Raw genomic sequence first — 22,363 nt, 5'->3', positions numbered from 1 at the left:
TCGGATCGTGTGACAAACAAGTGGCCGAAGCGGATTGGTTTGACCTTGCTAGGTGTGTTCGCCGGTCTGATCATCGCCGTGCTTACGCTCATGCTTTTGCTGCAAAGCGGACCGGGCAGAAATTTCGTCGAATCCCGTATTGAGGGCATGGAAATTGTTGGGCAGACGGTTGAACTCGAGGGTTTAACTGGCTCGGTCTTGGGCAGCTTCGGAATTGATCGTATCACCCTAAAGGGCCGGGACGGACCCTGGCTTGTCGCGCGTGACGTGCGTGTGGATTGGGGGCCGCGGGCGCTGCTGTCCAAAACGTTAAATATTGATAGCGTTCGCGTCGGGGAACTTGATGTTTTGCAGCGCCCGATATTGGTGCGCGGTGAGTCTGGTGGCGACCCCGCCATCACAAATTTTGTTATAAAAGGCATCGACCTGCCGGATGTCAGCGTCGCGGAAATACTCTTTGGGCAGGCGATCAACCTGTCCGCGTCGGGCAATTTTCTCCATGACCCCGACGGCGGAGGCGCTGTGATCTCTGCGACCTCAGATAAAGGCGATATAGTTGCGACGAATTTGATCTGGTCGCGTTTATTGGTTTTGAGCGGAGACGCCCATATCGAAGGCGCGCCGGGCGGGTTGCTGGCGGGGTTGCTCCGCTTAGAGCCGGGTCAACGTGTGACCGCGGATGTATCAACCCAATCGCAGCAGACGACAGTCAGCGCTAAAATTGACGGGATTGATTTTGCCAATCTGACGATTGAGCGCGGCCAGTCATCTGCCTCTGTCGTCGGGTCAATCGAGCCGTCCCGATTACCCCCGTTAGAGCGTATCGCCCCGTATCTGGGCGGCACAACACACATTGATGCGGTGCTGCCGCTTGACCAAGGCGCGCGAGCGAGCCTGACGCTGCGTTCCCCGCGCCTTATTTTAGAGGCCACAGGCGAGCGCCGGGGCGATACCATCGTGCTGGACCGTGTGATGTTAAATGCAGCTGATCCGCTTCAGCCGTTAGAATTGGACGGCATAGCCATCGGACGGATCATTGCCGAAGGTCGTGGAGTGATCGGCGAAGTTTATGAATTTGATGGGACGATAGAAGGCACGACCCTTCATTATCAAAATTACCACGTTGACCGACTGACGGGGCCGATCATTTTAAGTTTTTCTGATGGGGTTCTTGGGTTTGATACCGCTCTACGTGGACACGCATCGCAATCGGCGATGACCAGCGTCAGCGGCGCGAAATTAGTGGCGAAGGGGACGGTAAATCTGTCGGGCCGTACCTTAGCTCTGACGCAAGCGGATATAAATTTGCCCGGACTCGCCGTGCGCGGGCAAGGGAAAATCGGTTACGGCGCCAGCAAAACGGCTGATTTTACCGGGCGTTATGACATGAATACGGCCCTGTTCAGAGACGGCCCCAGCGCGACACTGACGGGCCGGGCGACTGTTAAACAGACGGCCAAGGGCCCTGTCGCTGAGCTGTCTGGACAGGCTCAGAACATTGCAAACATTCCGAACGCCGCAGAGCCATTGGTCGTCGGCGGCCTCACTTACACGGCGCGTGTGCAGTTCGAGCAAGGCCGGATTGTCGTGCCGCGTTTTACAGCGAAGACGGAGCGGCTGACAGCCTCAGGCACGGGGCGTTGGCAAGGCGGGCGCCTGTCCTCGGATATTCAATATCGGGTTGATCAATATGAATTTGGCGCCGTGTCGGCTGATAATGTCTCTGGAACGGCCAATCTATCAGGTCCGCCCCGCGCTCTGGCGTTCGAAACCAATCTCATCACATCGACGTTGAAATCCGGGGCTCTGAATGTGGCGGACGCTGCTCTCTCTGCCGTGGGAACGTATTCGGACGGTGTCATAGCGCTTTCGGGGATATTGGCGGGGGACAGCGCGCAAGGGCGGGTGCAAACGCAAGCGGACATTCGTCTGGCCAATGGCGGTTGGGACGTGACCGCATTAGACGGCTCTTTGGGGACCTTTAAGGCCACCGGAAGTCTATCGGGAACAGGGTCGGATATTGCGTCCATTCATGCCGATCTTGTGCTGTCTGGAACCAGCGATCTCATTCCGGCAGAATCTATGGCCGCGAATGTTTTAATCAGCGATTCTAAAGTTGATATAGATGCCACCCTGAACGGCGTCACAGCCGGGCCGTTGCAAAACGGGACCGTTCATATCCTCGCCCAAGGCCCGCGCGAAGCGGTCACTTATCAAGTGGACGCTGAGGGCACGACGATCATCGAAAATTTGGAGCGCCCCCTCAATGCGCGCGCCAACGGACTGGTTGACCTGAGCGATAGCGCCTTCGCGTCCCAGACGGACTTTGATGTCGCGATCAGCGATTTGGCATTAGCCGGGACTGCGTCCGTGCAGCGTGCAGAGACGGGGTGGGACGCCGCAATCAACGCGACCGGACTTGGCGGGGCGTTCACACTGGTGCTAGACCCGACCGAGGCTGGGACGCTCTCCTTTAAGCTTGAGCGACTGTCTGTCCCAAAGCTGGCTCGGCTCATCGGACGTCCAGCGACGGAAGGGACTATCTCTGGGCAAGGCCGCTTTGCCATTATCGCCGATCATATCGAAGGCACAGCCCGGGTCAGTTTAGACGATTTACGCAGCCCAATTAGTGATTCAGAGCCGATCACAGTCGCAATCAATTTAAGCTTGGCCAATGAGCAGCTCGCTTTATCTTTGGGGGCAACAGAGGGCGGTCTATCTGGACAAGCCCGACTTGCAGGGGCCGTCGACACGTTCCCTCGCGCGCCATTCCTTCTCTATCCGCCGGCAGTTCCCTTGTCCGGTAGTGCCGATCTTCGCGGTGAAATTGGCCCGATTGTCGAAATTTTTCTGCCGCCTCGTACCAATGTCGCAGGACAAATTGAGACGGATATACAGTTTACCGTGCCGTCAACGCGCACCGGTCTACAGGGGCATATCGCCTTATCGGACGGTGTGTTTGAACAGGGCGCACTCGGCTTAGAGTTGATCGATATTACCGTGTTGGCAGAGCTATCGGGGCAAACCATTACCGTGCCGCGCGTATCGGCGCGGGGGCGCGATGGTGGGACGTTGGAAGGGTCTGGCCGCATGGGTCTGGGCGAAGGGACGGGGACGGTTGATATCAAAGCTGAGAAGTTGCGTGTGATGTCACGCCGCGAAGGGCAAGCCGAAGTGAGCGGAACGCTCGATATATCGCGGACGACGGCGTTGCTTCGGTTGGGCGGTATGTTGCGCGTGACCGATGCCGACCTCAATATCGCGCGCCTCCCGAAACCCGGGTTGCCGACGTTAGAGGTGGATTTTGGGGAACAGACGGCTGAGGAAGAAACTCGAAGCTTTGCCTCAACTGCGACAGAAATTGACGTTCGCATTGTCTCGGATGGTCGGATTAACGTGCGCGGTCGGGGCCTGAATGCCGCGATGAACTTAGACGCTGCGATTCGAGGTCCGTTTGATGCACCCGTCGTGACAGGACAAATGTCGATTGAACGCGGCCGGTTTGATTTTCTCAGCAAGCGATTTGAATTTCGCGAAAGCGTCGTCACCTTGCGCGAAAATATCTTGCAATCACGCCTGTCCTTAGAGGCCGTTCGACAAACGTCTGAGTTGACGGCCGTCGTCGCCATTACGGGTACGTTGGAACGGCCTGAGATCAAACTGACGTCCGAGCCTAATTTGCCTGAAGACGAGGTTTTGTCGCGCATTCTATTTGGCCGGTCCCCGACACAGCTTACAGCCATTGAAACAGCGCGACTTGCCGCTGCGATCGGCCAACTATCCGGTGGGTCCGGGTTTGATTTGTTTGGCACACTTGAGAATGCCATTGGACTGGATACGCTGGAAATTGGTCAGAACGACACGGGGCAAACGCAACTGACGACGGGTAAATACCTGTCAGACAATGTTTATCTGGAGATCCGCTCAGCGGCCGAAGGTAGCCCCGGAGTTGCGGTTGAATGGCAAGTTCGAGAGAATATTTCGTTAGAAGCAGAAACAGTGCCAAACGAAAGTCAGCGCCTCACTGTGCAGTGGAAAAAAGATTTCGACTAAGTGGTCTGGGGTTTTCTCCGTGATTGACAATCAGGCTAATAAGCCGGGTTTTAAACCGAATTTGACCCTCTCGCTGAACCTATAAAGCGATAACTCCTGCCGAATTCGAAGGCGAACTTGGAATAGAGCAGGGCGCTCACACTTACGCCGCCTATCAGAGGCCATGTCGATGGATAGCCGGCGGTGCGCGTCGGTCGGTCTACAAGACGCATGACGAATACACGCAGCGGGCCCTCTAATCCGGAATCCCTATAATCCGGAGCACAGTAAAGTGAGCCGAAACAAAGACCTGAGATCAGGTGTTACCGAAGTATCGTTGTAAGGGAAGGGTTTGATAGCCCCTGTGTGGCTCCGCAAGCAGGACTCGAACCTGCGACAAGCTGATTAACAGTCAGCTGCTCTACCAACTGAGCTATTGCGGATCACCACACAGGGTAGGCGCGCTATATAGCGCGCGTTCCGCACACCTCAAGCCGTTTTTGCGTCTCAACATGTGAAAGTTTCAGCGCCGACGAACCCAGTGTGGATAAGCCAAAAAAAAGGGCGCCGAGGCGCCCGTAGGTATTAGGTGAATGGTGGGTGTCTTGGTGAGACAAGATTGTGGTAAACGAACAGGGTAAATAAATGCCTAATGACGGCATTTTGCTTTGTCGGCAGTGTTTGCTAAGATCAGCATATGAAAACGATCACAACTTACGCGGACTTCTGGCCTTACTACCTGCGCGAACATGCCCAGCCGTCAACACGCGCGTGGCATTATGTCGGCACCGCTGCAGCCTTGATCGTGCTCATCGCCGTTATCGTGACTGGAAACTGGGTGTTTTTACCGCTCGCATTCGTGTCTGGATATTTTTTCGCGTGGATGAGCCACGGGCTGATTGAGAAGAACAAGCCCGCGACGTTTACCTATCCACTCTGGTCACTCTATTCTGATTTCAAAATGCTGTTTTGCTTTCTCACAGGACGCATGAACGGCGAGTTGGCAAAGGCAGGCGTCTCGTCGGCTCACCGCGCAGAATAGACGATCCGCCCGTCTTTGATTGTGTGACGGACGCGCCCGGTCATACGACGATCATCAAAAGGTGTGTTCTTTGAGCGTGATAGCAATTGTTCGGAATCCAGGACCCAGGGTTCTGTTTCACTGAAAATGACAAGATCGGCCGGCGCGCCGACGCTTAATCGTCCGCCTTTCAAACCCAGCAGGTCGGCGGGGGCCACGGTCACGGCCCGTAGATAGGCCATCAGATCGATTTCATCATCCGCCGCGAGTTTAAGCCCGACCGGGAGCATGAGTTCGAGGCCAACCGCGCCGTTCGCCGCTTCTGCATAGGGCAGGCGTTTGCGGCCTGCGCTTTGCGGATCGTGGTCTGACACAATGATATCGATGGTGCCGTCCTCAACGCCGCGCAAGAGCGCCTGACGATCACGTTCTTCGCGCAAAGGCGGGTCAAGTTTGGCAAACGTGCGGTAGTCGCCAATGTCCAGCTCATTCAGGGCTAGATGATTGATGGAGACGGAGGCGGATACGTCAATATCGCGCAGTTTGGCGCGGCGCACACTCTCGACGGTTTCAGCGCTTGAGATGAGGTCGAGGAGCAATCGCCCGCCGGTTAATTCCGCCAATGCCATGTCGCGTTCCGCCATGATTCGTTCGGAAATCGCAGGCGCAGACGGCAGTCCGAGTCGGGCGGAGACATCGCTTTCATGCGCGCACGTCCCCCGCGACAGAGCCGGCGTAACGGGGCTGTTACTAATGAGCGCGTTAAAGGTCGCCGAATAGGCCATAAGGCGACGCATGATTTGTGCGTCCTCAATCGGCTCAGGGCCGGAGGCAAACAAGACCGCGCCCGCATCGGACATGAGCCCGATTTCGGTCATGGTTTTGCCGTCTAAGCCCTTGGTCAGCGCCCCGGCGACATGCACATCAATCGGCAAGGCGTCGCCCTTGCGCATAATGAAGTCGACCAGGGATAAATCGTCAATGATCGGTACGGTCTGCGGTTGTACGACGATTTGCGTGACTCCGCCTGCGAGCGCGGCGCGTGAAGCGGAGGCCAGAGTTTCCAGGTTTTCCTGTCCCGGTTCGCCGGCTTTGACTCTGGCGTCGATAAGCCCCGGTGCGCAGGTGAGGCGGTGACCATCCATCACTTGGCCGCGAACGGGTGTATCGCCTAAAGCCACGATAAGGCCGTTTTCAATTACGATATTGCCGATTTCATCGCGACCGCTGGCGGGGTCCATAATGCGGATGTCGGTGATGGTGAGCACGCTCATCGGATCCCCTCCGCCAAAGCATGAAGCACCGCCATGCGCATCGCGACGCCTGCGGCGACCTGTTGTGTGATCAATGAGATGTCAGGATCATCGGCAATGCTGGAGCTAATTTCGACGCCTCGGTTCATCGGACCGGGGTGGAGCACGACCGCCCCGACTTTGGCGTAGCTGAGCTTTTCGCGATCAAGGCCGTAATAGTGAAAATACTCGCGCCTTGACGGCACGAAAGAGCCGCTCATCCGCTCGAGCTGTAGGCGCAGCATCATGATGGCGTCACAGCCCGCGAGGCCGGCGCGCATGTCGTGAAAGACTTCAACGCCCCACTGGTCGGCATCGGTCGGAATTAAGGTCGGCGGGCCGACAAGCCGAACCTCTGCGCCGAGCATGTTCAACAATTGTACATTAGACCGCGCGACGCGACTGTGTAGCACGTCCCCACAAATGGCGATGCGAATGCCGGAAAAATCACCGTCGAACGCTTGCCGTAACGTCAGCGCGTCAAGCAGGGCTTGTGTGGGGTGCGCGTGCATCCCGTCGCCAGCATTGATCACGGAGCAGGAGACTTTTTGCGCCAGTAAAGACGGCGCGCCGGAGCTGCCGTGGCGGACCACTAGCAAGTCCGGGTTCATCGCGTTCAGCGTCGCCGCGGTGTCCAGCAGGGTTTCCCCTTTTTTCACGGAAGAATTGGCAATTTGCATGGAGATGACGTCAGCGCCGAGACGCCGTCCAGCCAGCTCAAATGATTTCTCGGTTCGGGTGGAATTTTCAAAAAACAGATTGATGAGGGTTTTCCCCGCGAGCACATCACGCGGGCCGTGCTTTTGCACATCCACGTCGGAATAATGCGCGCCCAGCGCCAGCAGATTTTCAATATCTGCGCGGTGGAAATCAGAAATATCGAGGCAATGCCTCTTGGTGAACTCATATCCCTCGAATGGGGTCACAGACACTCCAATTTAAAACTCTGTGGCGCTTAAGCAGAGAGGCGGAATGAGTCAATCACGCGCGCAGTCGGTCGAGCACGCCTTGGAGAATATAGCCTGCGGCTAGCGCGTCAACTTTTTCCGCCCGTTTGGATCGGCGTACATCCGCTTCGATCATACTGCGCGTGACAGCGGCGGTGGATAAACGTTCGTCCCACAGGAAGATGGGGATGTCTTCGAGCCGTAACAGGTTGCCGCAGAAATCTCGAACAGATTGAACGCGGGGTCCGGAACTCCCATCCATGTTCAGCGGCAATCCGACGATCAGCGCGCTGCACTCATTGGTGTGATATTGCGCCAACAGCGCCGTCGCGTCGGGCGTGAATTTCTGGCGACGAATCGTGTGCAGCGGTGTCGCGATCAATCGGGTGCGATCCGAAATCGCGAGGCCCAGCGTTTTGGTCCCCGGATCAAGGCCGAGAAGCGCGCCTTTTGATGCGGCAAGGGTATCGAGATCAATGATGGCCATGGTCGCGCGCCCTAGCTCGGGATATTGATGGCTGCAAGCTGTTGTGCGCCTGCGCCGAGCAGCGTGAAGGCAAGCAAAATGAAAAGGGTGATCTTGACCCATCTGTTTGGAAAGCGTCGCCACAGCATAGTCGCGCTAATGAGCACAAGCACGGCTTCGATGAGTGATACCCACCGCGCGTGTAAATCGGCCTCCCAATAAGACACCGGACTATAAAACCGCCAGTCGCTAAACGGCCAAAAGTGACGATAAGCGTCATGTCCGTGAACCGGGGCATCTAAGCCAATATGGAGCAGGGCGGCGAGGCTGAAAACCATCAACCAAAGGCCCCATTTTGTGCTGCGTTGCCACCACGCAAAGGCGAGCAGAGCGGCATAAATCGGGACGCTATTGAACATTGCGATGAGCGTCTGCATCGGCTCTTCGAAATAATGTTGGGTCCAGATCGAGTCCCAGTCTTTCCTTAAGCCCCAGCGTTGCCATGGGGCCCAAAGGAAGACGATAAGGTCAGGTATCAGGGCGCCTGCGAGAACCCATAAGTTACGGGGCCGATCGCCGTGTTGGGAAAATGCCGCAAGCGCGACAAGCGCATGGGTCGGCGTATTCACGAGCGCGCTATCTCCAGCATAGCTTAGCCTTTATCGGCGCGGATGCCTTGATAATGTTCGCGGTAATAGGCTTCAATTGCGGCGTTATCCGCGTCCACATCACCCGTCAGGGGCCAGAACCTGTCCAAGACCAAGCGCTTGTTCCGCGCGTCCACGCCAACTAAAAAGACGGGGACGTCTGCGGCGTTTGCCATGCGGAGATACCCTTTTCGAAAACCACCGACTTTAGAGCGTGTGCCTTCGGGCGTGATGCCAAGGTGTAATTGTTTATGCTTCGCAAAAGTCTCGGCGGTTTGGGTTACGACATCTTGCGCCGCCTTCCGGTCGATCGGGATTCCGCCCATGGCGCGCCAAAGTCCGCCCAGGGGCCAGAAAAAAGCTTCGCGTTTCATCATCCAAGACAGGCGAAGATTCAAACTCAACATCATGCCCATGGCCAGTCCGAGGTCCCAATTGGACGTATGCGGTGCGCCGATTGTGATGAGCTTCGGGGCTTCGGGCCATTCGCCCTCCAACCGCCAGCCCATCGCCTTTAATAGGGTATGACCCATAGCCCGGGTGAGCCAGTTTCCCTGACGGGGAAAGCCAAGTTTGGACGGATCTGAAGGGGTGGCGGGGACCTGCGTGTCATCAGACGATGTATCGGGATGAGAGGTCGCAGACGACGTGGCAGGGTGTTCCATAGTTAAATCCTAACACGCGTTCGAAGAGGCGACGACTAAGGAATGCGGTTTATCGCATTACATGTCTTCAAGAATAACGATTGGCAATAACTATTGGTTTTCAGGGTTCACAGCGACCCACGTGGCATCCACATAATCTTTAATCGCTTTTGCATCGATATTTATGTCGCCCGTCAACGGGAATTCCCGGTCCAACACGACATGCTTGTTCAGCCCGTCAAAAGCGCAGATGAAGACCGGAACATTGGCCGCGTAAGCAACACGCAAGAATCCAGTTTTGTAACGGTCGACCTTTGCGCGGGTTCCTTCGGGTGGGAAACCGATGCAAATTCGGTCATTCTCTTTAAAAATGCGCGATAGCTGCCGGACAACATTTGCGCCTTTGCTGCGATTGACTGGATAGCCGCCGATGGTCCGTAAGAGCGGCCCCATTGGCCAGAAGAACCACTCCTGCTTGATCAGGAACGTATATTTAAATCCAGAGGCCAGCATGGCGAGCGAGGCAGCAATCGCATCCCAATTGGACGAGTGCGGAACACCGATAATAACAAATTTCGGCGCATCGGGCATCCGCCCTTTCAGCTTCCACCCGATGAGTTTTAACCCCAATGACCCGAGCCCTCGGGTAAAGGCATTCCCGCCGCGGGGGGACAGTTCGGACATATGCGGATTATCATACTTCATCGCGCGACCCGATAACCACCCAACGTCAGAGTTACAACGGCTTTACTGTTTTGCTATGGACATCATAAGTTGAGTTGTGATTACGAGGACACGTTAAGGGGTTAGGAATATGATGTTTCGTATCTTCGGAAAACAGGTTTGCCTTGGCATTGCGGTCTTGGTGGCCAGTGTGAGTGTCAAAGTGACGACTCACGCAGCCTCACCTCCAACTCCGCCCTCAGCCCACGACTTTGCGATGAAAAAGACGGTGAGCTTGCTTGAACTAGGACCCGAAGGCCAACAAGCCGCCTTATTATCGCGAACCTATGCCAAAATTTGTCGATCAGACCGATGGGAGCGGGAGCCACTCGATAAGTGTAAGCCTGACGAGCAAAAGCTTGCGGCAACGGACAAAGTTCTAATTGTTGATTTGAAAACCAAAAAGCCTGTCAACGCGATTTCGATCCCGGATGACGTCACCGTGAATTGGATGGAGTGGACATCACCGAACAATCTCTTGGTGTCTATTACAACGGGATGGAAAATAGGCCGACGGAGCTACACCCCCCCAACGGGACGAATTTTGTCGGTTAAAACCGATGGGTCAGCCCCGATGGTGATGTTGTTTGGCGATGAAGAGCGATTACTCCGGGATAACCGCCGCTTATCGCGCACCGTGGACTTGCTACACGATGATCCTCACCATGTCATTATGGGCGCTTGGCGAAATGGTGATTACGACTTGTTTCGCGTCAATGTGGATGATGGGGATGCTGTACGAGTCGCAAAAGGACGTGCTCTGACCATCGCGTGGTATACCAATCGGGACGGCGTTCCGTCTGTCAGATTGGATTGCACATCACGATCCTGCAGAAAGATCAAACTTCACCGGCCCGCTGACGGCGCGGATCCGAATGACGAAGAGACGGATTGGATCAATGTTCGAACGTTCAAACAAACCCGCCGCGGCAAAGAGGATGTGCTCGAAATTGATTGGGTCGCACCGACAGATGTTGATGACGAATATTACGTGATGGTCGAAGGCGAGGGCGAAGAACGTCGGTCGATAAAGATTTATAATATCCGCACAGACACATTTGTACGGGATGTGTTTTCAGACCCGGTTTATGACGTCAATTGGCCGCTCATAAACAGCGAAACCGGAAATTATGCGGGGGCGGCCGTTTGGAAAGACAGGCTGACCTACCATCTTCTCGATACGGATCTGCAAAAACATCTCAACGCCATCAATGCGTTTTTCGAAGACCGTTGGAATATCACAATGACGGGGTTTTCTGACAATGGACAAGTGGCGGTTGTGAAGGCGTCGGCGCCGAATGACCCTGGGTCTTATTATCTCTACGATTTCACGACCCATAACGTCGTCCCTCTTACCAATACGCACACCAGCCTGCCCGGTGAGTTTAATTCGCGGACACAAGTTGTGTCGGTCACGACGCGGGATGGTCAGTCGATCTCAGCTTACCATACAGTGCCGAGCCCAGACCGTGTTCGAGGGGGCATAGCCCCGTTAATTGTGCTTGTTCATGGCGGGCCAGAGGTGCGCGATTATTTCGATTATGATCGTGATGTGCAGTTTTTGGCCTCAAGAGGGTTTCAAGTCTTGCAAGTCAATTTTCGGGGATCATCCGGATATGGACGGAGCTTTGCCGAGGCTGGCCATCGGCAGTGGACGGGAATCATGCATAACGATGTCATGGATGCCACGCGACAGCTCGTAGCGGACGGGCACGCCACACCCGCTACAACCTGTATAATGGGCCACTCCTATGGCGGATTTGCGGCGCTTTATGCGGGCGCGATGCAAGCCAACGAATTTGCCTGTGTAATCGCCGGGGCGGGGGTCAGCGATTTGTATGAGTCACTAAAACAAGACCGCAAAAAATATGGGTATGATTCCACGACATTTGAGTATTGGTCCAAGTCCATTGGCGACATGAAGACCGAGCGAGATCAATTGCGAGCGTCATCTCCTGTAAATCTCGCGGATCGGTTTGATGACCCCGTGCTTTTGATTCACGGCGAGAATGACGGTATTGTCGATTTCAGTCATTCTGAGGACATGAAAAAGGCTTTGGAAAAGGCCGGTAAAACGGTTGGTTTTCTCGAACTGGACGAAGGTCATTATCATAATCGATGGTCAATTGAGTGCTCAACCGAGTATTTTGAGCGGCTTGAAAGCTTTTTAGAGACGGTATTCCCCGTTGCGACGGACGGTTCCGTGCAGGCGGTTTCCCCGTAACGTGCGTAAGCTCAGAATGTCACAGAAACGGGCGGTCCCGTTGCTGAAATATGCGGGTTAGTCTGATTTTTATTCTGTTGCGCTGATTTGGACAAATTTAGTCATGACAAGGCACGCTTATCATGACAACTCTAAGTTATAATAAACGGCCAAAATCATAGTAATTTGATCTAGGTAATAATGACGCGAGAGGAGAGCCCCTTGGACCTTGTGCGACCGAAAGCCGCTTTATATTTTTTGATGTCGGTGTCTTGCGCAATTGTCCTCGCGCTTTTTGCAACGACAATTTCAGCGCAGGCGCAAAGTGTTAGTGATTTCGCGGGCGCGACCTATTTCGAGCATGTAGGGTTGAGCCCTGACGGTGATCATTATTCCATGGTCCGTTTTGGACAGGGGGGCTCATCCGAGGCCCGTGTTTATAACCGTCGGACGGGCCGCCGTGTTGGCGGGTTGACTATTCCCGGCGGGATGGATTTCACGTGGGTCGAATGGGCCTCTAACACAACTCTGCTCGCCTCTGTCTCGACACGCTTTAAGGTGGACGGTCGAAAGCTACATCTGCCGACAGCGCGAATCTTCTCCTATGATATCAAAGAGCGTCGCGAGCCTGTCATTCTGTTTGACAATGAAGACAGAATTTTGCGGACGAATATTCAGCTTAACCGTGTAGTCGATATGTTGCCTGCGGATCCGGACAATATCATTATGGGGGCATGGCGTAATGGAGACTTCGATCTTTATTATGTCAATGTCGAAAACGGGCAGGCCGCGCGCATTGCAAAGGGACGTCAACTGACACTTGCTTGGTTCACCGATGCGGGTGGGCAACCCAGTCTACGAATGGATTGTGTTGGGAAAAAGTGCCGCAAAATCAATCTCTATCGGCCTGAAGATGGCGCAAATCCGAGCGACGCAAAAACTGACTGGCGGTATTTAAGAAGTTTTGAGCAGAATGATTCACAGGATGAAACATTCTTGAAGCTCCAACCGATCGGTCCGACAGGCAAAGCGGACGAGTTTTATGTTTTGGACGGGCGGGACGAACTCCCCCGTCGATCGGTTCGAATTTTCAATGTGCAAACCAATGAATTTGTTTCCACACTTTATACGGACGATACTTACGATGTCAGCGGCATATTAATTGATCCCAAAACACGCGCCTATATGGGCGCGCAAGTCTGGCGTGATCGGATAGACAATGATCTTGTCGACCCTGAACTTCAGGAACATATGGACGAACTCAATAAGTATTTTGACGGACCTTGGAACGTCTCTTTGCACGAGATTTCTGAGGATCGCAGTGCGGCTTTAGTTTTTGCGAGCGCCTCGAATGAACCCGGCGCGTATTATATTTACGACTTTGAGACGCGAGACACAAAGCGGATCGTTCGGGTCAATCGTAACCTTCACAATTCAATCAGAACTGACACGACCGTTGTGTCTGTTCCAACACGCGACGGACAGCAACTCACGGGCTACCTCACGGTTCCGAAACAGGACGCGAATGGCAAGATGGTTGTGCTGGTCCATGGCGGACCCGAGCAACGTGACGTGCTGGATTATGACCGCGATGTTCAATTTCTGGCTTCCCGCGGATATACAGTTGCGCGTGTCAATTTTCGCGGATCAAGCGGTTACGGACGCACCTTTGCGCAAGCGGGTTATCGGCAATGGGGCGGCACGATGCATACCGACGTCATTGATGCGACGGTCTGGTTTCAGAAACAACACAGCATCGCGCCGAATGAAACCTGTATCATGGGATATTCTTACGGAGCCTATGCCGCCTTGTTAGCCGGGGCCATGCAAGCACAGCTGTATAACTGCGTCATTGCCGGGGGAGGTCCAACGGATTTGAATCAATTATTGAAAGACGAACGCAAAGCCTATGGCAGCGACTCCCCGCAATATGCGTACTGGGAAAAGTCAATTGGGGAGCGAAAAACTCAGAGATCAGAGTTGGCGTCGATCTCGCCTGTTCATTTGGCCAAATACTATGATGACCCTATCCTACTCGTTCACGGTGAATACGATAGGGTTGTTCAGCCAGACCATGCGTCTCAGATGGAGAGTGCACTTCTCAAAGCCGGGCAATCGGTCGAGTATATCGAGCTTAATGGCGGGCACCAATATTCAACCTGGTCGCGGAAAAGCGATATAATCTATCTGAAAAAAATAGAGGAGTTTCTCGCAAAACATTTGCCGGACAACTCAACCTCTTCTGATGAAAAAGTTGCCCCATAAGCGGGTGTCATCGGGCGCTGATTGACCCAAAATCCGGTCGCTGATCTTTCCCGTAACCAGAGTATCCTCAAAATTGTGGTCATAGTCACCCGGATCAATAGCAGGACGCTACACCGTAGCGCTTGCAGCCTATCCGCCCCATTGGTAACGGGCTACGAATTCCTTAGTTTTCGGAGACCCTTGTGGCTGAGCCCCAACATGGTGTGAGTAGCACTGACGTTAAGAAAATTGCCCGTTTGGCGCGCCTCCATGTCGAGGACTCGCAATGCGGCGCAATTGCCGCTGATTTGAACGGTATTCTCGCGTGGATCGAACAGTTGGCTGAAGTTGATGTCGAAGGCGTTGAGCCGATGACATCTGCCGTCGCCATGAAAGCGCCCATGCGCGCTGACGTTGTGACCACGGGCGGTATTCGCGACCTGATCCTCGCCAATGCGCCCAAGTCCGACGACGGCTTCTTCGTTGTGCCCCGGTCGGTGGAGTAGACCATGACTGACCTCACAAAAATGACCCTCGCGGGTGCGCTGGACGGCATGGCCAAAGGCGAGTTTTCATCGGTTGATTTGACCGAAGCGCATATCACGGCGTGCGAAGCGGCGACGGGGCTGAACGCCTTTATCACACCGACTTTTGATTTGGCCCGTGCGCAGGCGGCAGCGTCTGACATGCGCCGCAAATCCGGCGATGTGGGCCGTCTCGAAGGCGCGCCGCTCGGTATGAAAGACTTGTTCTGCACCGAAGGCGTCAAAACGACGGCCGCGTCCAAAATTCTCGGTGACTTTACCCCGCCTTACGAATCCACTGTGTCGGCGAATATGAAAGCTGACGGCATGGTGATGCTGGGCAAGCTTAATCTCGATCAGTTCGCGATGGGCTCGGCCAATGAGACCTCCTGTTTTGGTCCTGTGATTAATCCATGGCGCAATGGGGAAGATCTTGTTCCTGGCGGCTCGTCGGGTGGCTCAGCCTCCGCCGTCGCGGCAGACCTCTGCCTCGGCGCAACGGCGACGGATACGGGCGGCTCTATCCGCCAGCCAGCAAGTTTTACCGGCACTGTCGGCATTAAGCCAACTTACGGTCGATGTTCACGCTACGGCATTGTCGCCTTTGCCAGTTCTCTGGATCAGGCCGGGCCAATTGCCAAGACGGTTGAAGACGCCGCGATCCTCTTGCAGTCCATGGCGGGTTATGACGCGAAAGACAGCACGTCATTGAACGAAACCGTGCCGGACTGGCGCGCGGCTTGTGGTCAATCGGTCAAAGGACTGCGTGTTGGCGTCCCCAAAGAATATACGATCGACGGTATGCCCAAAGAGATCGAAGACCTCTGGGCCGAAGGCATTGAATGGATGCGCGACGCCGGTGCGGAAATTGTTGATGTATCTCTCCCGCACACCAAATATGCGCTGCCCGTCTATTACGTCGTCGCACCAGCCGAAGCCTCATCAAACTTAGCCCGCTATGACGGTATGCGTTACGGTCTGCGTGTGGACGGTGAAAACCTCGCCGACACTTATGAGCGCACCCGCACTGAAGGCTTCGGCGACGAAGTCCGCCGCCGCATCATGATTGGCACCTATGTGCTATCCGCTGGTTATTACGACGCCTATTATCTGCGCGCGCAAAAAGTCCGCACTAAGATCGCTGACGACTTCCGCAATGCGTGGGAGACATGCGACGTGCTGCTGACGCCAACCGCGCCAAGCGCCGCGTTCGCCGTGGGCCGCAAGATCAATGATCCCGTGCAGATGTATTTGAACGATGTGTTCACGGTGACTGCGAACTTGGCAGGACTGCCGGGAATCTCTGTACCGGCGGCGCTGGACGGGTCCGGCTTGCCATTGGGCTTGCAGATTATTGGCAAAGCGCTGGACGAAAGCACCGTGTTTACAGCGGCTGGCGCCCTTGAAAAAGCGGCTGGCTTTACAGCGAAACCTTCAAAGTGGTGGAGCTAGACCATGTTTATCGCCCCTAGAGTTGCTGACAAAAAAGACTGGTTATCTGGTGAGACGGGTGATTGGGAATTGATCATTGGGTTGGAAGTTCACGCGCAGATCGCGTCGAAATCCAAGCTGTTTTCTGGTGCGTCGACAGAGTTCGGCGCGGCGCCGAATACGCAGGTCGCGCTTGTCGATGCAGGCCTGCCGGGCATGTTGCCTGTCGTGAATGAGTTCTGTGTCGAACAGGCCGTTCGTACGGGCTTGGGCCTGAATGCGCAGATCAACAAATTCTCGCGCTTTGACCGGAAAAATTATTTCTACGTCGATCTACCGCAAGGCTATCAGATCAGCCAGTTTGAATTCCCCGTTGTCGGCGAAGGCGAAATTGAGATTACACCGGAAGACGGCGAGCCCGTAATTGTTGGGATTGAGCGGCTGCATCTGGAGCAGGATGCGGGCAAGTCTGTGCATGATTTGTCGCCGGACGAAACCTATGTCGATTTGAACCGCTCTGGCGTCGCCCTGATGGAAATTGTGTCCAAGCCGGACATGCGTTCGGCCGCCGAAGCCTCAGCCTATGTCGATGCGCTGCGCCAGATCGTGCGCGCGCTCGGCACGTGTGACGGCGATATGGAAAAAGGCAATCTACGCGCCGATGTGAACGTGTCTGTGCGCCGTCCGGGCGGAGAGCTTGGCACGCGCTGTGAGATTAAAAATGTGAACTCTCTGCGCTTTATTCGCCAAGCGATCCATTATGAAGCCCGCCGCCACATCGAAATCCTTGAAGCCGGCGGCGAGATTGATCAGGAAACGCGGCTCTTTGACAATGTCAAAGGGGAGACACGGACGATGCGGTCCAAAGAAGACGCGCATGATTACCGTTATTTCCCTGATCCAGACCTGTTGCCGTTGGAATTGACCGACGAGTTCATTGCTAAAATAAAAGCTGATCTTCCAGAGCTTCCCGAAGCCCGCAAAGCGCGTTTCGTTGAGCAATATGGCGTGCCCGCCTATGATGCCGGCGTGCTGACAGCGGACAAAGCGACAGGCGATTATTTCGAAGCACTGGCAGCTGGGCGTGATGCCAAGATTGCCTCTAACTGGATGATGGGCGAGCTGTTCGGCGCGCTGAACAACGCTGAGCTGGGTTTAGCGGATAGTCCGATCAGTGCAGAGGCACTCGGTGGTTTGATTGACCGGATTTCGGACAAAACGATCTCCGGCAAAATTGCCAAGGATGTGTTCGGGAAAATGCTCGCGGGCGAAGGCACGGCCGACACAATCATTGAACGTGACGGTCTCAAGCAAGTGACCGATATGGGCGCGATTGAAGGTTTCGTGGACGAAGTCATCGCCGCGAACCCGGATCAGGTCGAAAAAGCGAAGCAGAACCCGAAATTGCTTGGATTCTTCGTGGGCCAAGTAATGAAGAAAAGCCAAGGCAAGGCCAATCCGAAAGCGGTGAATGATCTGCTACGGAGTAAGCTGGGTCTGTGAAGCGCGTCTATTCCGCAGAAGAAAAGCGAAAGCTAACCCTCATCAAATTCGTTGGCCCGATTTTGATGTTGATCGTCGCTTTCTATATTTTGAGACTCTATTTCGATCTAACCCCGTTTGTCGCGGGATTGATCGCAATCGCTGTGGCGGGCGCAGACTACATGGTTTTGGCGGCCTTACTGGCTCGTAAGACGTCGACTGACTCTGATAACATCGGATGAAACTCCCTTTCCGTGAAGGTCCCGCATTTGGTGCGCTCATCATCGGCAGCGGGCTCGCATTTGTGATGAATTCGAAAGGGTTTCCGCTCTGGCAAGCGCTTGGGGCAGGGATAGCGCTCGGCTTAGCCGACTATCTATTCATTGTTTTCATTCAGGAGCGCTTCCGCAAATGAGTTTCACGACCGATCCGACCCCTAAAGTGTCTGACGCCATTTTGTCGCGTCTTACGGTGCGCGATTTCCTCGATACGCCTGTGCCTGAAGCGACCTTGACGACGATTTTAACGACAGCCCTGCGGAGCCCATCCGGCGGGAACCTTCAGCCTTGGAACATCCACGTTATGCAAGGCGATACGCTCGCCCGGTTTAACGCGGTGGCGATGGAACGCACATTACGCGGCGATCAAGAAGAGCCGACGTTTCGCGCCTATCCCTCGCCGCTGTGGGAACCGCACCGGACATGGCGTTATAAATTGGGTGAGGACATGTATGCGCGCCTCGGAATCCCGCGTGAGGATAAAATCGGCCGTTTGCGTTGGTTTGCCGAAAACGCCCGTTTCTTTGGTGCGCCTATTGGGATGATCATTACCGGGGACGCACGGTTAGAAATGCCCCAGCACATGGATATCGGCATTCTCTTACAGTCAATGATGCTGCTGGCGCGCGAACATGGGCTGCATACCGCGCCGCAGGGCTGGTGGCGAAATTGGCCGTCCGTCTGTCATGAAACGCTTGATATTGCCGAAGGGCAGCAAGTCATGGTCGGTCTGGCGATGGGGTATGCAAACCCCGATGCGCCGGTCAATTCGCTTTATTCTGACCGCGCAGAGCTGTCAGATGTGGCAAAATTCTACTCATAATCAAAAAAAACAAAGTTTTTCGTCACCGAAAGATGAACTAGCATACTTGAGATGGACAAGTGTTTCTATAAGTATACGTCTATGTATAGTTCATTTACACCACGTTTTAACACGCTGTAAGCTAATATAAGCCCTAATTAACAAGCATAAAGGCGTATTAACGCTATTGTTGTTTACCGCTTGTTAGCCTCGCTCGGCAAATGTTCCTTCATCGGGGACGTCTGGACAACACAGACGCCCCACTGATCCGATCCAAATGATTGGTGAATGGAAATCTGGAGGGCAAAATGGCCTATACGATTATGGAAGTGAACGAAGCGACGGACGCCGTGATTGACGCAGCGACCAAGGATGATTTGTTTAAGCTCGGTTTGATCTACTCGACTGACGTCGAAGATCGCGGACCAGACTATGTGGAAGCCCACAAATGGTTCAGCCTCGCGGCAATGATGGGTTCGGCGCCAGCAAAAGCGTATTGCGACGAAATTAAATTCGAAATGACGTCGGAAGATCTGACCTTGGCGCAAAAAGCGGCCCGCGGTTGGCTCTCTGAAAATCGCGATAACCTAGCGGCCTAATCGGCTCTTGCCCTTATGCTTTAGGGGCGCTGCGCATTCGCGTGATGCATGAGACGATGTCTGCCAGCGATGGCGGGCTGTTGGTGACTGATCGAGTTTAATCTCGACTGAGATATGTTCAGTTCAACGAACGCTATGGCGTGATGATGGTCGTTCCGTTTCCGCCATTGGCGCCGAACTGATAGCTCAGATTAAAGTCAACCGGCATGGCCGTGCGAACGTTTTGGACGAATTGACCGACCTCGGCGAGGGTTGTGGCGGGCACAAATACGATATCCCCACGGCGCAACTGAATTGTGTCGTTATAATCGGCAATATTTTTTAGACCGCCGCGTATGTTGACGCTCCGCATCATCATGCCGCCATTGGGCGCGCGACGCAGGATCGCCACTTCGCGAGCTTTCGCGGATGAATTGGTTCCTCCCGCCATTAAAATCGCTTCGAGCGCACCAATCCGGTTGTTGATCGTGTAAGTCCCCGGCTGGCCAACTTGACCCCCCACATAAATTTGTTCTGGCGCGTAGGCGCGGGGAGTCACAGAGACTCGTGGGTCGCGAAGTTGTTGACCGAGTTCGGCGCTCACTAACGCCTGAATTTGCGTAAACGTCTTGCCAGCCGCCATGACGGGTTGGCTCATCGGCATGACAATGCGCCCGTCCGGACCGACGGTAAGGGTGCGGGATAGTTCAGGGGCTGAACTCACGACAATTTCGAGCTGATCACCGGGGACGAGTTGATATTGCGGTTCCCAATCGATCCACTGCTGAAAGACACCTGCCGGGAAAGACGGTTGCATGGCATCGTTCTGTCTATACCGGACTCCGGCCGTGCTCGGATGCGTGTTATAACGGCCTGCGGACGTCGCCCCATTATTGGTGGGTACGGTTTGCGCGCCACCATAGCGTGACTGCGCGGACGCATCTGTTGCGTTACCAAGCACCAGCACAGCCGAAGCCGTCAGGGCCAAAAGCGATACCTTTGTCTTATGGGGTGTGTGAGAGGCCATAGCCGTTCCGATGAAGCGTTTTCTGCTGACCCTGTTTCTTAACAAGAATGGATAAGGAATTGTTAAATCTCCCACGTCATTAACCATACAACGCATCGAATCGACTGCGTGTGGTGAAGGCTGGCAGGATGCTCATGTTTAAAGGCAAAGGTCGCAAGGATGGGAAAGGGGCGGCGACGCCTCAACCCACGGCCTATGCGCCGTCTGCCTATGGCTATGCCCCACAACCCAGAGCCGCAGACCTGACTGTCGGTGACTACGCTAATGGTGTACCCAATATCCGGCTTGGGGCTATGTTCGGCTCGCTTATGCGCCAGCTTTTATGGGTGATTCCATTATTTGCCGTCGGCTGCTTCGTGGCCTGGATTTTGACCGCCGACTTCAAGCGCACCTATACGGGCGAAGGCACGATCATGGTTCAGATCGGTGATGAATATGTCTATCAACCGATCGCGGGCACCCAAGCTCAATCGAGCCTGTTGCAAACGCCAGATACGATTACGCTCAATGAAGTCGCTTTGATCAAGAATTCAGAAGTGATTGACCGCGTGATTGGCGAAATCGCCTTACGGCCGGGCGGGCTATCGGCCTTTGACGCCCGCATCGCAGCGAAAATGGCGCGTCATCCTGAAGGATCGACCGCCTATCAGCTCGACTATATGGAACTTCGGAAGAAGATGAATGACAGCTTTTATGTCGCGGCGCGTCCGAAATCCTCCATCATTGATATGAGCTTCAAGCATGAAGACCCGCAAATGGCGGTTTCGACGTTAAACGCCTTGATGGATGCCTATATGTCTTATCGCCGGACAATTTTTGTCGATGGCGCGAGCGATATTATTACGGAGCGTCGTAAAGACACGGAAGCTCAGTTGAATGCCAATGAGCGGCGTATGGCGTCTTTTCTGGCGGGAAACCAAATTTCTGATTTTGATTCTGAGCATAAAGGTGCGAGCAAGCGGACCGAAGATTTACGGGCCAGCCTCAACGCGCTTCGCGCCCAGACTGTCGCGGCGGAACAGTCACTGGCGAGTATCGAGGATCAGCTTCGTCAGACACCTGACGTCATCAACCTGTATGTCGATGACCGGGCGTCTAACCGTATTGCGCAAGCCGAGTTGGAACTAAAACAATTGCTGGCAAAATATCTGCCGAGTTCTGACCCCGTGCGTCAGAAGCAGTTGGAAATTCAAGAATTACAATCTTTGCAGCAATCCAATAATGGTCGCGCGACAGGTGGTCGTCGCGTTGGTCCCAACCCTGTCTACCAAGATTTAATGCGATCGCGAAATACCGCGCAAGCCTCCGCAGATAGTCTGCGCGAAAGCGAAATTCTTGTGCAACAACAGCTTAATTCGGTTGATGGGAAACTCCGTCGGATGACGGCGCTCGTACCCGGTTACAGCGATATTCTGCGCGAACGGGAGACGTTGACCACGCGGTTGAAAACTTATTTGAATAAGGAACAAGAAGCGCTGATTAATCAGCAACAAGCGGCATCCTCCTCTGAGAATGTTCGTGTAATTGCCCCCGCAAGTTATCCGGTGAAGGGCCGCAATATGCGCATGCTGGCCTTTGTTGGCGCGTCGGCCGCGTGGGGCTTTACGCTGTTCATGTTGGCCCTATTCCGCGTCTTTATTGATCCGCGCCTTTATGCTGTGCCAGCGGCCATGCCGGGGGCTTATGAGGCCGATCGTAGACAGCCGCAAATGCCGCAAATGCCACAAGTCTATCATGACCCAATCCCAGAAGGGGTCCAGTCGCAGCATTATGCCGCGCCCGTTGGGCATCATCCGCAAGAATATGTTCCGTCTTCGGCAGAAGAGACTGAGTATAATCAGTATGATCCAGAACCACAGCAAGATTGGGCGCAGGCTGAGCAACGCTATTTACCGACAGCGGACGGCACTTATCCGGCGCCGCTCCCGCACGCGATGGGACAAAGCCCTATGGGGCAGCATGGAGCCCGCCAATGCGCACCCAAGAACCCCTATCAGTAGGCCTTAAGTGTTACGGCGACAG

19 protein-coding genes and 1 tRNA gene are annotated in these 22,363 nt (G+C 54.5%); 12 read left to right on the top strand and 8 right to left on the bottom strand.

The genetic code is table 11. The features are described from left to right. The first annotated feature begins 9 nt into the window (after positions 1 to 9). Positions 10 to 4,053: a translocation/assembly module TamB domain-containing protein gene (locus tag IE105_RS07265; protein WP_189496962.1), complete on the top strand. Its 4,044-nt coding sequence runs from the start codon at positions 10 to 12 to the stop codon at positions 4,051 to 4,053. 346 nt (positions 4,054 to 4,399) lie between these two features. Here IE105_RS07265 and IE105_RS07260 read toward each other — a convergent pair. Then, positions 4,400 to 4,475 (bottom strand) — tRNA-Asn (locus IE105_RS07260). A 254-nt stretch (positions 4,476 to 4,729) separates the two neighbouring features. On the opposite strand from IE105_RS07260, the gene IE105_RS07255 reads away from it, so the two are divergent. Continuing rightward, on the top strand, positions 4,730 to 5,074 hold the full coding sequence (locus tag IE105_RS07255) for an Mpo1-like protein (RefSeq protein ID WP_189496960.1): 345 nt from the start codon (positions 4,730 to 4,732) through the stop codon (positions 5,072 to 5,074). Here the strand turns inward: IE105_RS07255 and pyrC are convergent. From pyrC to IE105_RS07225, 6 genes are all read right to left on the bottom strand, one after another. After that, positions 5,059 to 6,327 carry a dihydroorotase gene (pyrC, locus tag IE105_RS07250; protein WP_189496958.1) on the bottom strand — a complete coding sequence of 423 codons (1,269 nt, stop codon included), beginning with the start codon at positions 6,325 to 6,327 and terminating at the stop codon, positions 5,059 to 5,061. The genes IE105_RS07255 and pyrC overlap by 16 nt on opposite strands. Continuing rightward, positions 6,324 to 7,271, bottom strand: a complete 948-nt coding sequence (locus IE105_RS07245) for an aspartate carbamoyltransferase catalytic subunit (RefSeq protein WP_233354038.1) — start codon at positions 7,269 to 7,271, stop codon at positions 6,324 to 6,326. The genes pyrC and IE105_RS07245 overlap by 4 nt, the downstream gene beginning before the upstream one ends. A 55-nt stretch (positions 7,272 to 7,326) precedes the next feature. Beyond that, the gene (ruvX, locus tag IE105_RS07240) at positions 7,327 to 7,779 is read right to left on the bottom strand and encodes a Holliday junction resolvase RuvX (protein ID WP_189496956.1); all 453 of its coding nucleotides are present in this window, start codon (positions 7,777 to 7,779) and stop codon (positions 7,327 to 7,329) included. 11 nt (positions 7,780 to 7,790) lie between these two features. Then, positions 7,791 to 8,387, bottom strand: coding sequence for a cobalamin biosynthesis protein CobQ (locus IE105_RS07235; RefSeq protein ID WP_189496955.1), 597 nt, complete (start codon positions 8,385 to 8,387; stop codon positions 7,791 to 7,793). A 23-nt stretch (positions 8,388 to 8,410) separates the two neighbouring features. Then, positions 8,411 to 9,070, bottom strand: coding sequence for a 1-acyl-sn-glycerol-3-phosphate acyltransferase (locus IE105_RS07230; protein WP_189496953.1), 660 nt, complete (start codon positions 9,068 to 9,070; stop codon positions 8,411 to 8,413). A 90-nt stretch (positions 9,071 to 9,160) separates the two neighbouring features. After that, positions 9,161 to 9,754 carry a 1-acyl-sn-glycerol-3-phosphate acyltransferase gene (locus tag IE105_RS07225; protein ID WP_189496952.1) on the bottom strand — a complete coding sequence of 198 codons (594 nt, stop codon included), beginning with the start codon at positions 9,752 to 9,754 and terminating at the stop codon, positions 9,161 to 9,163. A 109-nt stretch (positions 9,755 to 9,863) separates the two neighbouring features. On the opposite strand from IE105_RS07225, the gene IE105_RS07220 reads away from it, so the two are divergent. The 9 genes from IE105_RS07220 (at position 9,864) to IE105_RS07180 (ending at position 19,335) form a co-directional block, all read left to right on the top strand. After that, entirely contained in the window at positions 9,864 to 11,996 is a 2,133-nt protein-coding gene (locus tag IE105_RS07220) for an alpha/beta hydrolase family protein (RefSeq protein ID WP_189496950.1), read from the top strand. A 210-nt stretch (positions 11,997 to 12,206) separates the two neighbouring features. After that, positions 12,207 to 14,240, top strand: a complete 2,034-nt coding sequence (locus IE105_RS07215; protein ID WP_233354065.1) for an alpha/beta hydrolase family protein — start codon at positions 12,207 to 12,209, stop codon at positions 14,238 to 14,240. Between the two features lie 182 nt (positions 14,241 to 14,422). After that, on the top strand, positions 14,423 to 14,725 hold the full coding sequence (gene gatC / locus IE105_RS07210) for an Asp-tRNA(Asn)/Glu-tRNA(Gln) amidotransferase subunit GatC (protein ID WP_233354037.1): 303 nt from the start codon (positions 14,423 to 14,425) through the stop codon (positions 14,723 to 14,725). 3 nt (positions 14,726 to 14,728) lie between these two features. Then, on the top strand, positions 14,729 to 16,195 hold the full coding sequence (gene gatA, locus IE105_RS07205; RefSeq protein WP_189496945.1) for an Asp-tRNA(Asn)/Glu-tRNA(Gln) amidotransferase subunit GatA: 1,467 nt from the start codon (positions 14,729 to 14,731) through the stop codon (positions 16,193 to 16,195). A 3-nt stretch (positions 16,196 to 16,198) separates the two neighbouring features. Further along, positions 16,199 to 17,677 (top strand): Asp-tRNA(Asn)/Glu-tRNA(Gln) amidotransferase subunit GatB, encoded by a 1,479-nt coding sequence (gene gatB, locus IE105_RS07200; RefSeq protein WP_189496943.1) that lies wholly within the window; start codon positions 16,199 to 16,201, stop codon positions 17,675 to 17,677. Then, complete coding sequence (locus IE105_RS07195; RefSeq protein ID WP_189496942.1) at positions 17,674 to 17,898, top strand: hypothetical protein; 225 nt, start codon at positions 17,674 to 17,676, stop codon at positions 17,896 to 17,898. The genes gatB and IE105_RS07195 overlap by 4 nt, the downstream gene beginning before the upstream one ends. Then, a complete protein-coding gene (locus IE105_RS07190) occupies positions 17,895 to 18,071 on the top strand; it encodes a hypothetical protein (RefSeq protein ID WP_189496940.1) in 177 nt (58 codons plus the stop codon). Before IE105_RS07195 ends, IE105_RS07190 begins: the two co-directional genes overlap by 4 nt. Beyond that, positions 18,068 to 18,757, top strand: a complete 690-nt coding sequence (locus tag IE105_RS07185) for a nitroreductase (protein WP_189496938.1) — start codon at positions 18,068 to 18,070, stop codon at positions 18,755 to 18,757. The genes IE105_RS07190 and IE105_RS07185 overlap by 4 nt, the downstream gene beginning before the upstream one ends. Before the next feature lie 287 nt (positions 18,758 to 19,044). Next, positions 19,045 to 19,335, top strand: a complete 291-nt coding sequence (locus tag IE105_RS07180) for a hypothetical protein (protein ID WP_189496936.1) — start codon at positions 19,045 to 19,047, stop codon at positions 19,333 to 19,335. 133 nt (positions 19,336 to 19,468) lie between these two features. Here the strand turns inward: IE105_RS07180 and IE105_RS07175 are convergent, their stop codons facing one another. Then, positions 19,469 to 20,341 carry a polysaccharide biosynthesis/export family protein gene (locus tag IE105_RS07175; protein WP_189496934.1) on the bottom strand — a complete coding sequence of 291 codons (873 nt, stop codon included), beginning with the start codon at positions 20,339 to 20,341 and terminating at the stop codon, positions 19,469 to 19,471. 128 nt (positions 20,342 to 20,469) lie between these two features. Here IE105_RS07175 and IE105_RS07170 point away from each other — a divergent pair, with 128 nt between their 5' ends. Continuing rightward, positions 20,470 to 22,341 carry a GumC family protein gene (locus tag IE105_RS07170; RefSeq protein WP_189496932.1) on the top strand — a complete coding sequence of 624 codons (1,872 nt, stop codon included), beginning with the start codon at positions 20,470 to 20,472 and terminating at the stop codon, positions 22,339 to 22,341. The last annotated feature ends 22 nt before the right edge of the window (positions 22,342 to 22,363 follow it).

This window comes from Algimonas arctica (genome assembly GCF_014652695.1).
In the GTDB taxonomy this organism is placed as follows: Bacteria; Pseudomonadota; Alphaproteobacteria; order Caulobacterales; family Maricaulaceae; genus Litorimonas; species Litorimonas arctica.
The sequence above is the reverse complement of the archived record's forward strand: the minus strand, read 5'-3'. Positions and strand labels throughout refer to the sequence as shown.

What these genes read in the sequence shown, in the direction of transcription:
- IE105_RS07255 (WP_189496960.1), top strand. Translation starts at nt 4,730, where the DNA reads ATGAAAACGATCACAACTTACGCGGACTTCTGGCCTTACTACCTGCGC.
- pyrC (WP_189496958.1), bottom strand. Translation starts at nt 6,327, where the DNA reads ATGAGCGTGCTCACCATCACCGACATCCGCATTATGGACCCCGCCAGC.
- ruvX (WP_189496956.1), bottom strand. Translation starts at nt 7,779, where the DNA reads ATGGCCATCATTGATCTCGATACCCTTGCCGCATCAAAAGGCGCGCTT.
- IE105_RS07230 (WP_189496953.1), bottom strand. Translation starts at nt 9,070, where the DNA reads ATGGAACACCCTGCCACGTCGTCTGCGACCTCTCATCCCGATACATCG.
- IE105_RS07225 (WP_189496952.1), bottom strand. Translation starts at nt 9,754, where the DNA reads ATGAAGTATGATAATCCGCATATGTCCGAACTGTCCCCCCGCGGCGGG.
- IE105_RS07220 (WP_189496950.1), top strand. Translation starts at nt 9,864, where the DNA reads ATGATGTTTCGTATCTTCGGAAAACAGGTTTGCCTTGGCATTGCGGTC.
- gatA (WP_189496945.1), top strand. Translation starts at nt 14,729, where the DNA reads ATGACTGACCTCACAAAAATGACCCTCGCGGGTGCGCTGGACGGCATG.
- gatB (WP_189496943.1), top strand. Translation starts at nt 16,199, where the DNA reads ATGTTTATCGCCCCTAGAGTTGCTGACAAAAAAGACTGGTTATCTGGT.
- IE105_RS07190 (WP_189496940.1), top strand. Translation starts at nt 17,895, where the DNA reads ATGAAACTCCCTTTCCGTGAAGGTCCCGCATTTGGTGCGCTCATCATC.
- IE105_RS07185 (WP_189496938.1), top strand. Translation starts at nt 18,068, where the DNA reads ATGAGTTTCACGACCGATCCGACCCCTAAAGTGTCTGACGCCATTTTG.
- IE105_RS07180 (WP_189496936.1), top strand. Translation starts at nt 19,045, where the DNA reads ATGGCCTATACGATTATGGAAGTGAACGAAGCGACGGACGCCGTGATT.
- IE105_RS07175 (WP_189496934.1), bottom strand. Translation starts at nt 20,341, where the DNA reads ATGGCCTCTCACACACCCCATAAGACAAAGGTATCGCTTTTGGCCCTG.
- IE105_RS07170 (WP_189496932.1), top strand. Translation starts at nt 20,470, where the DNA reads ATGCTCATGTTTAAAGGCAAAGGTCGCAAGGATGGGAAAGGGGCGGCG.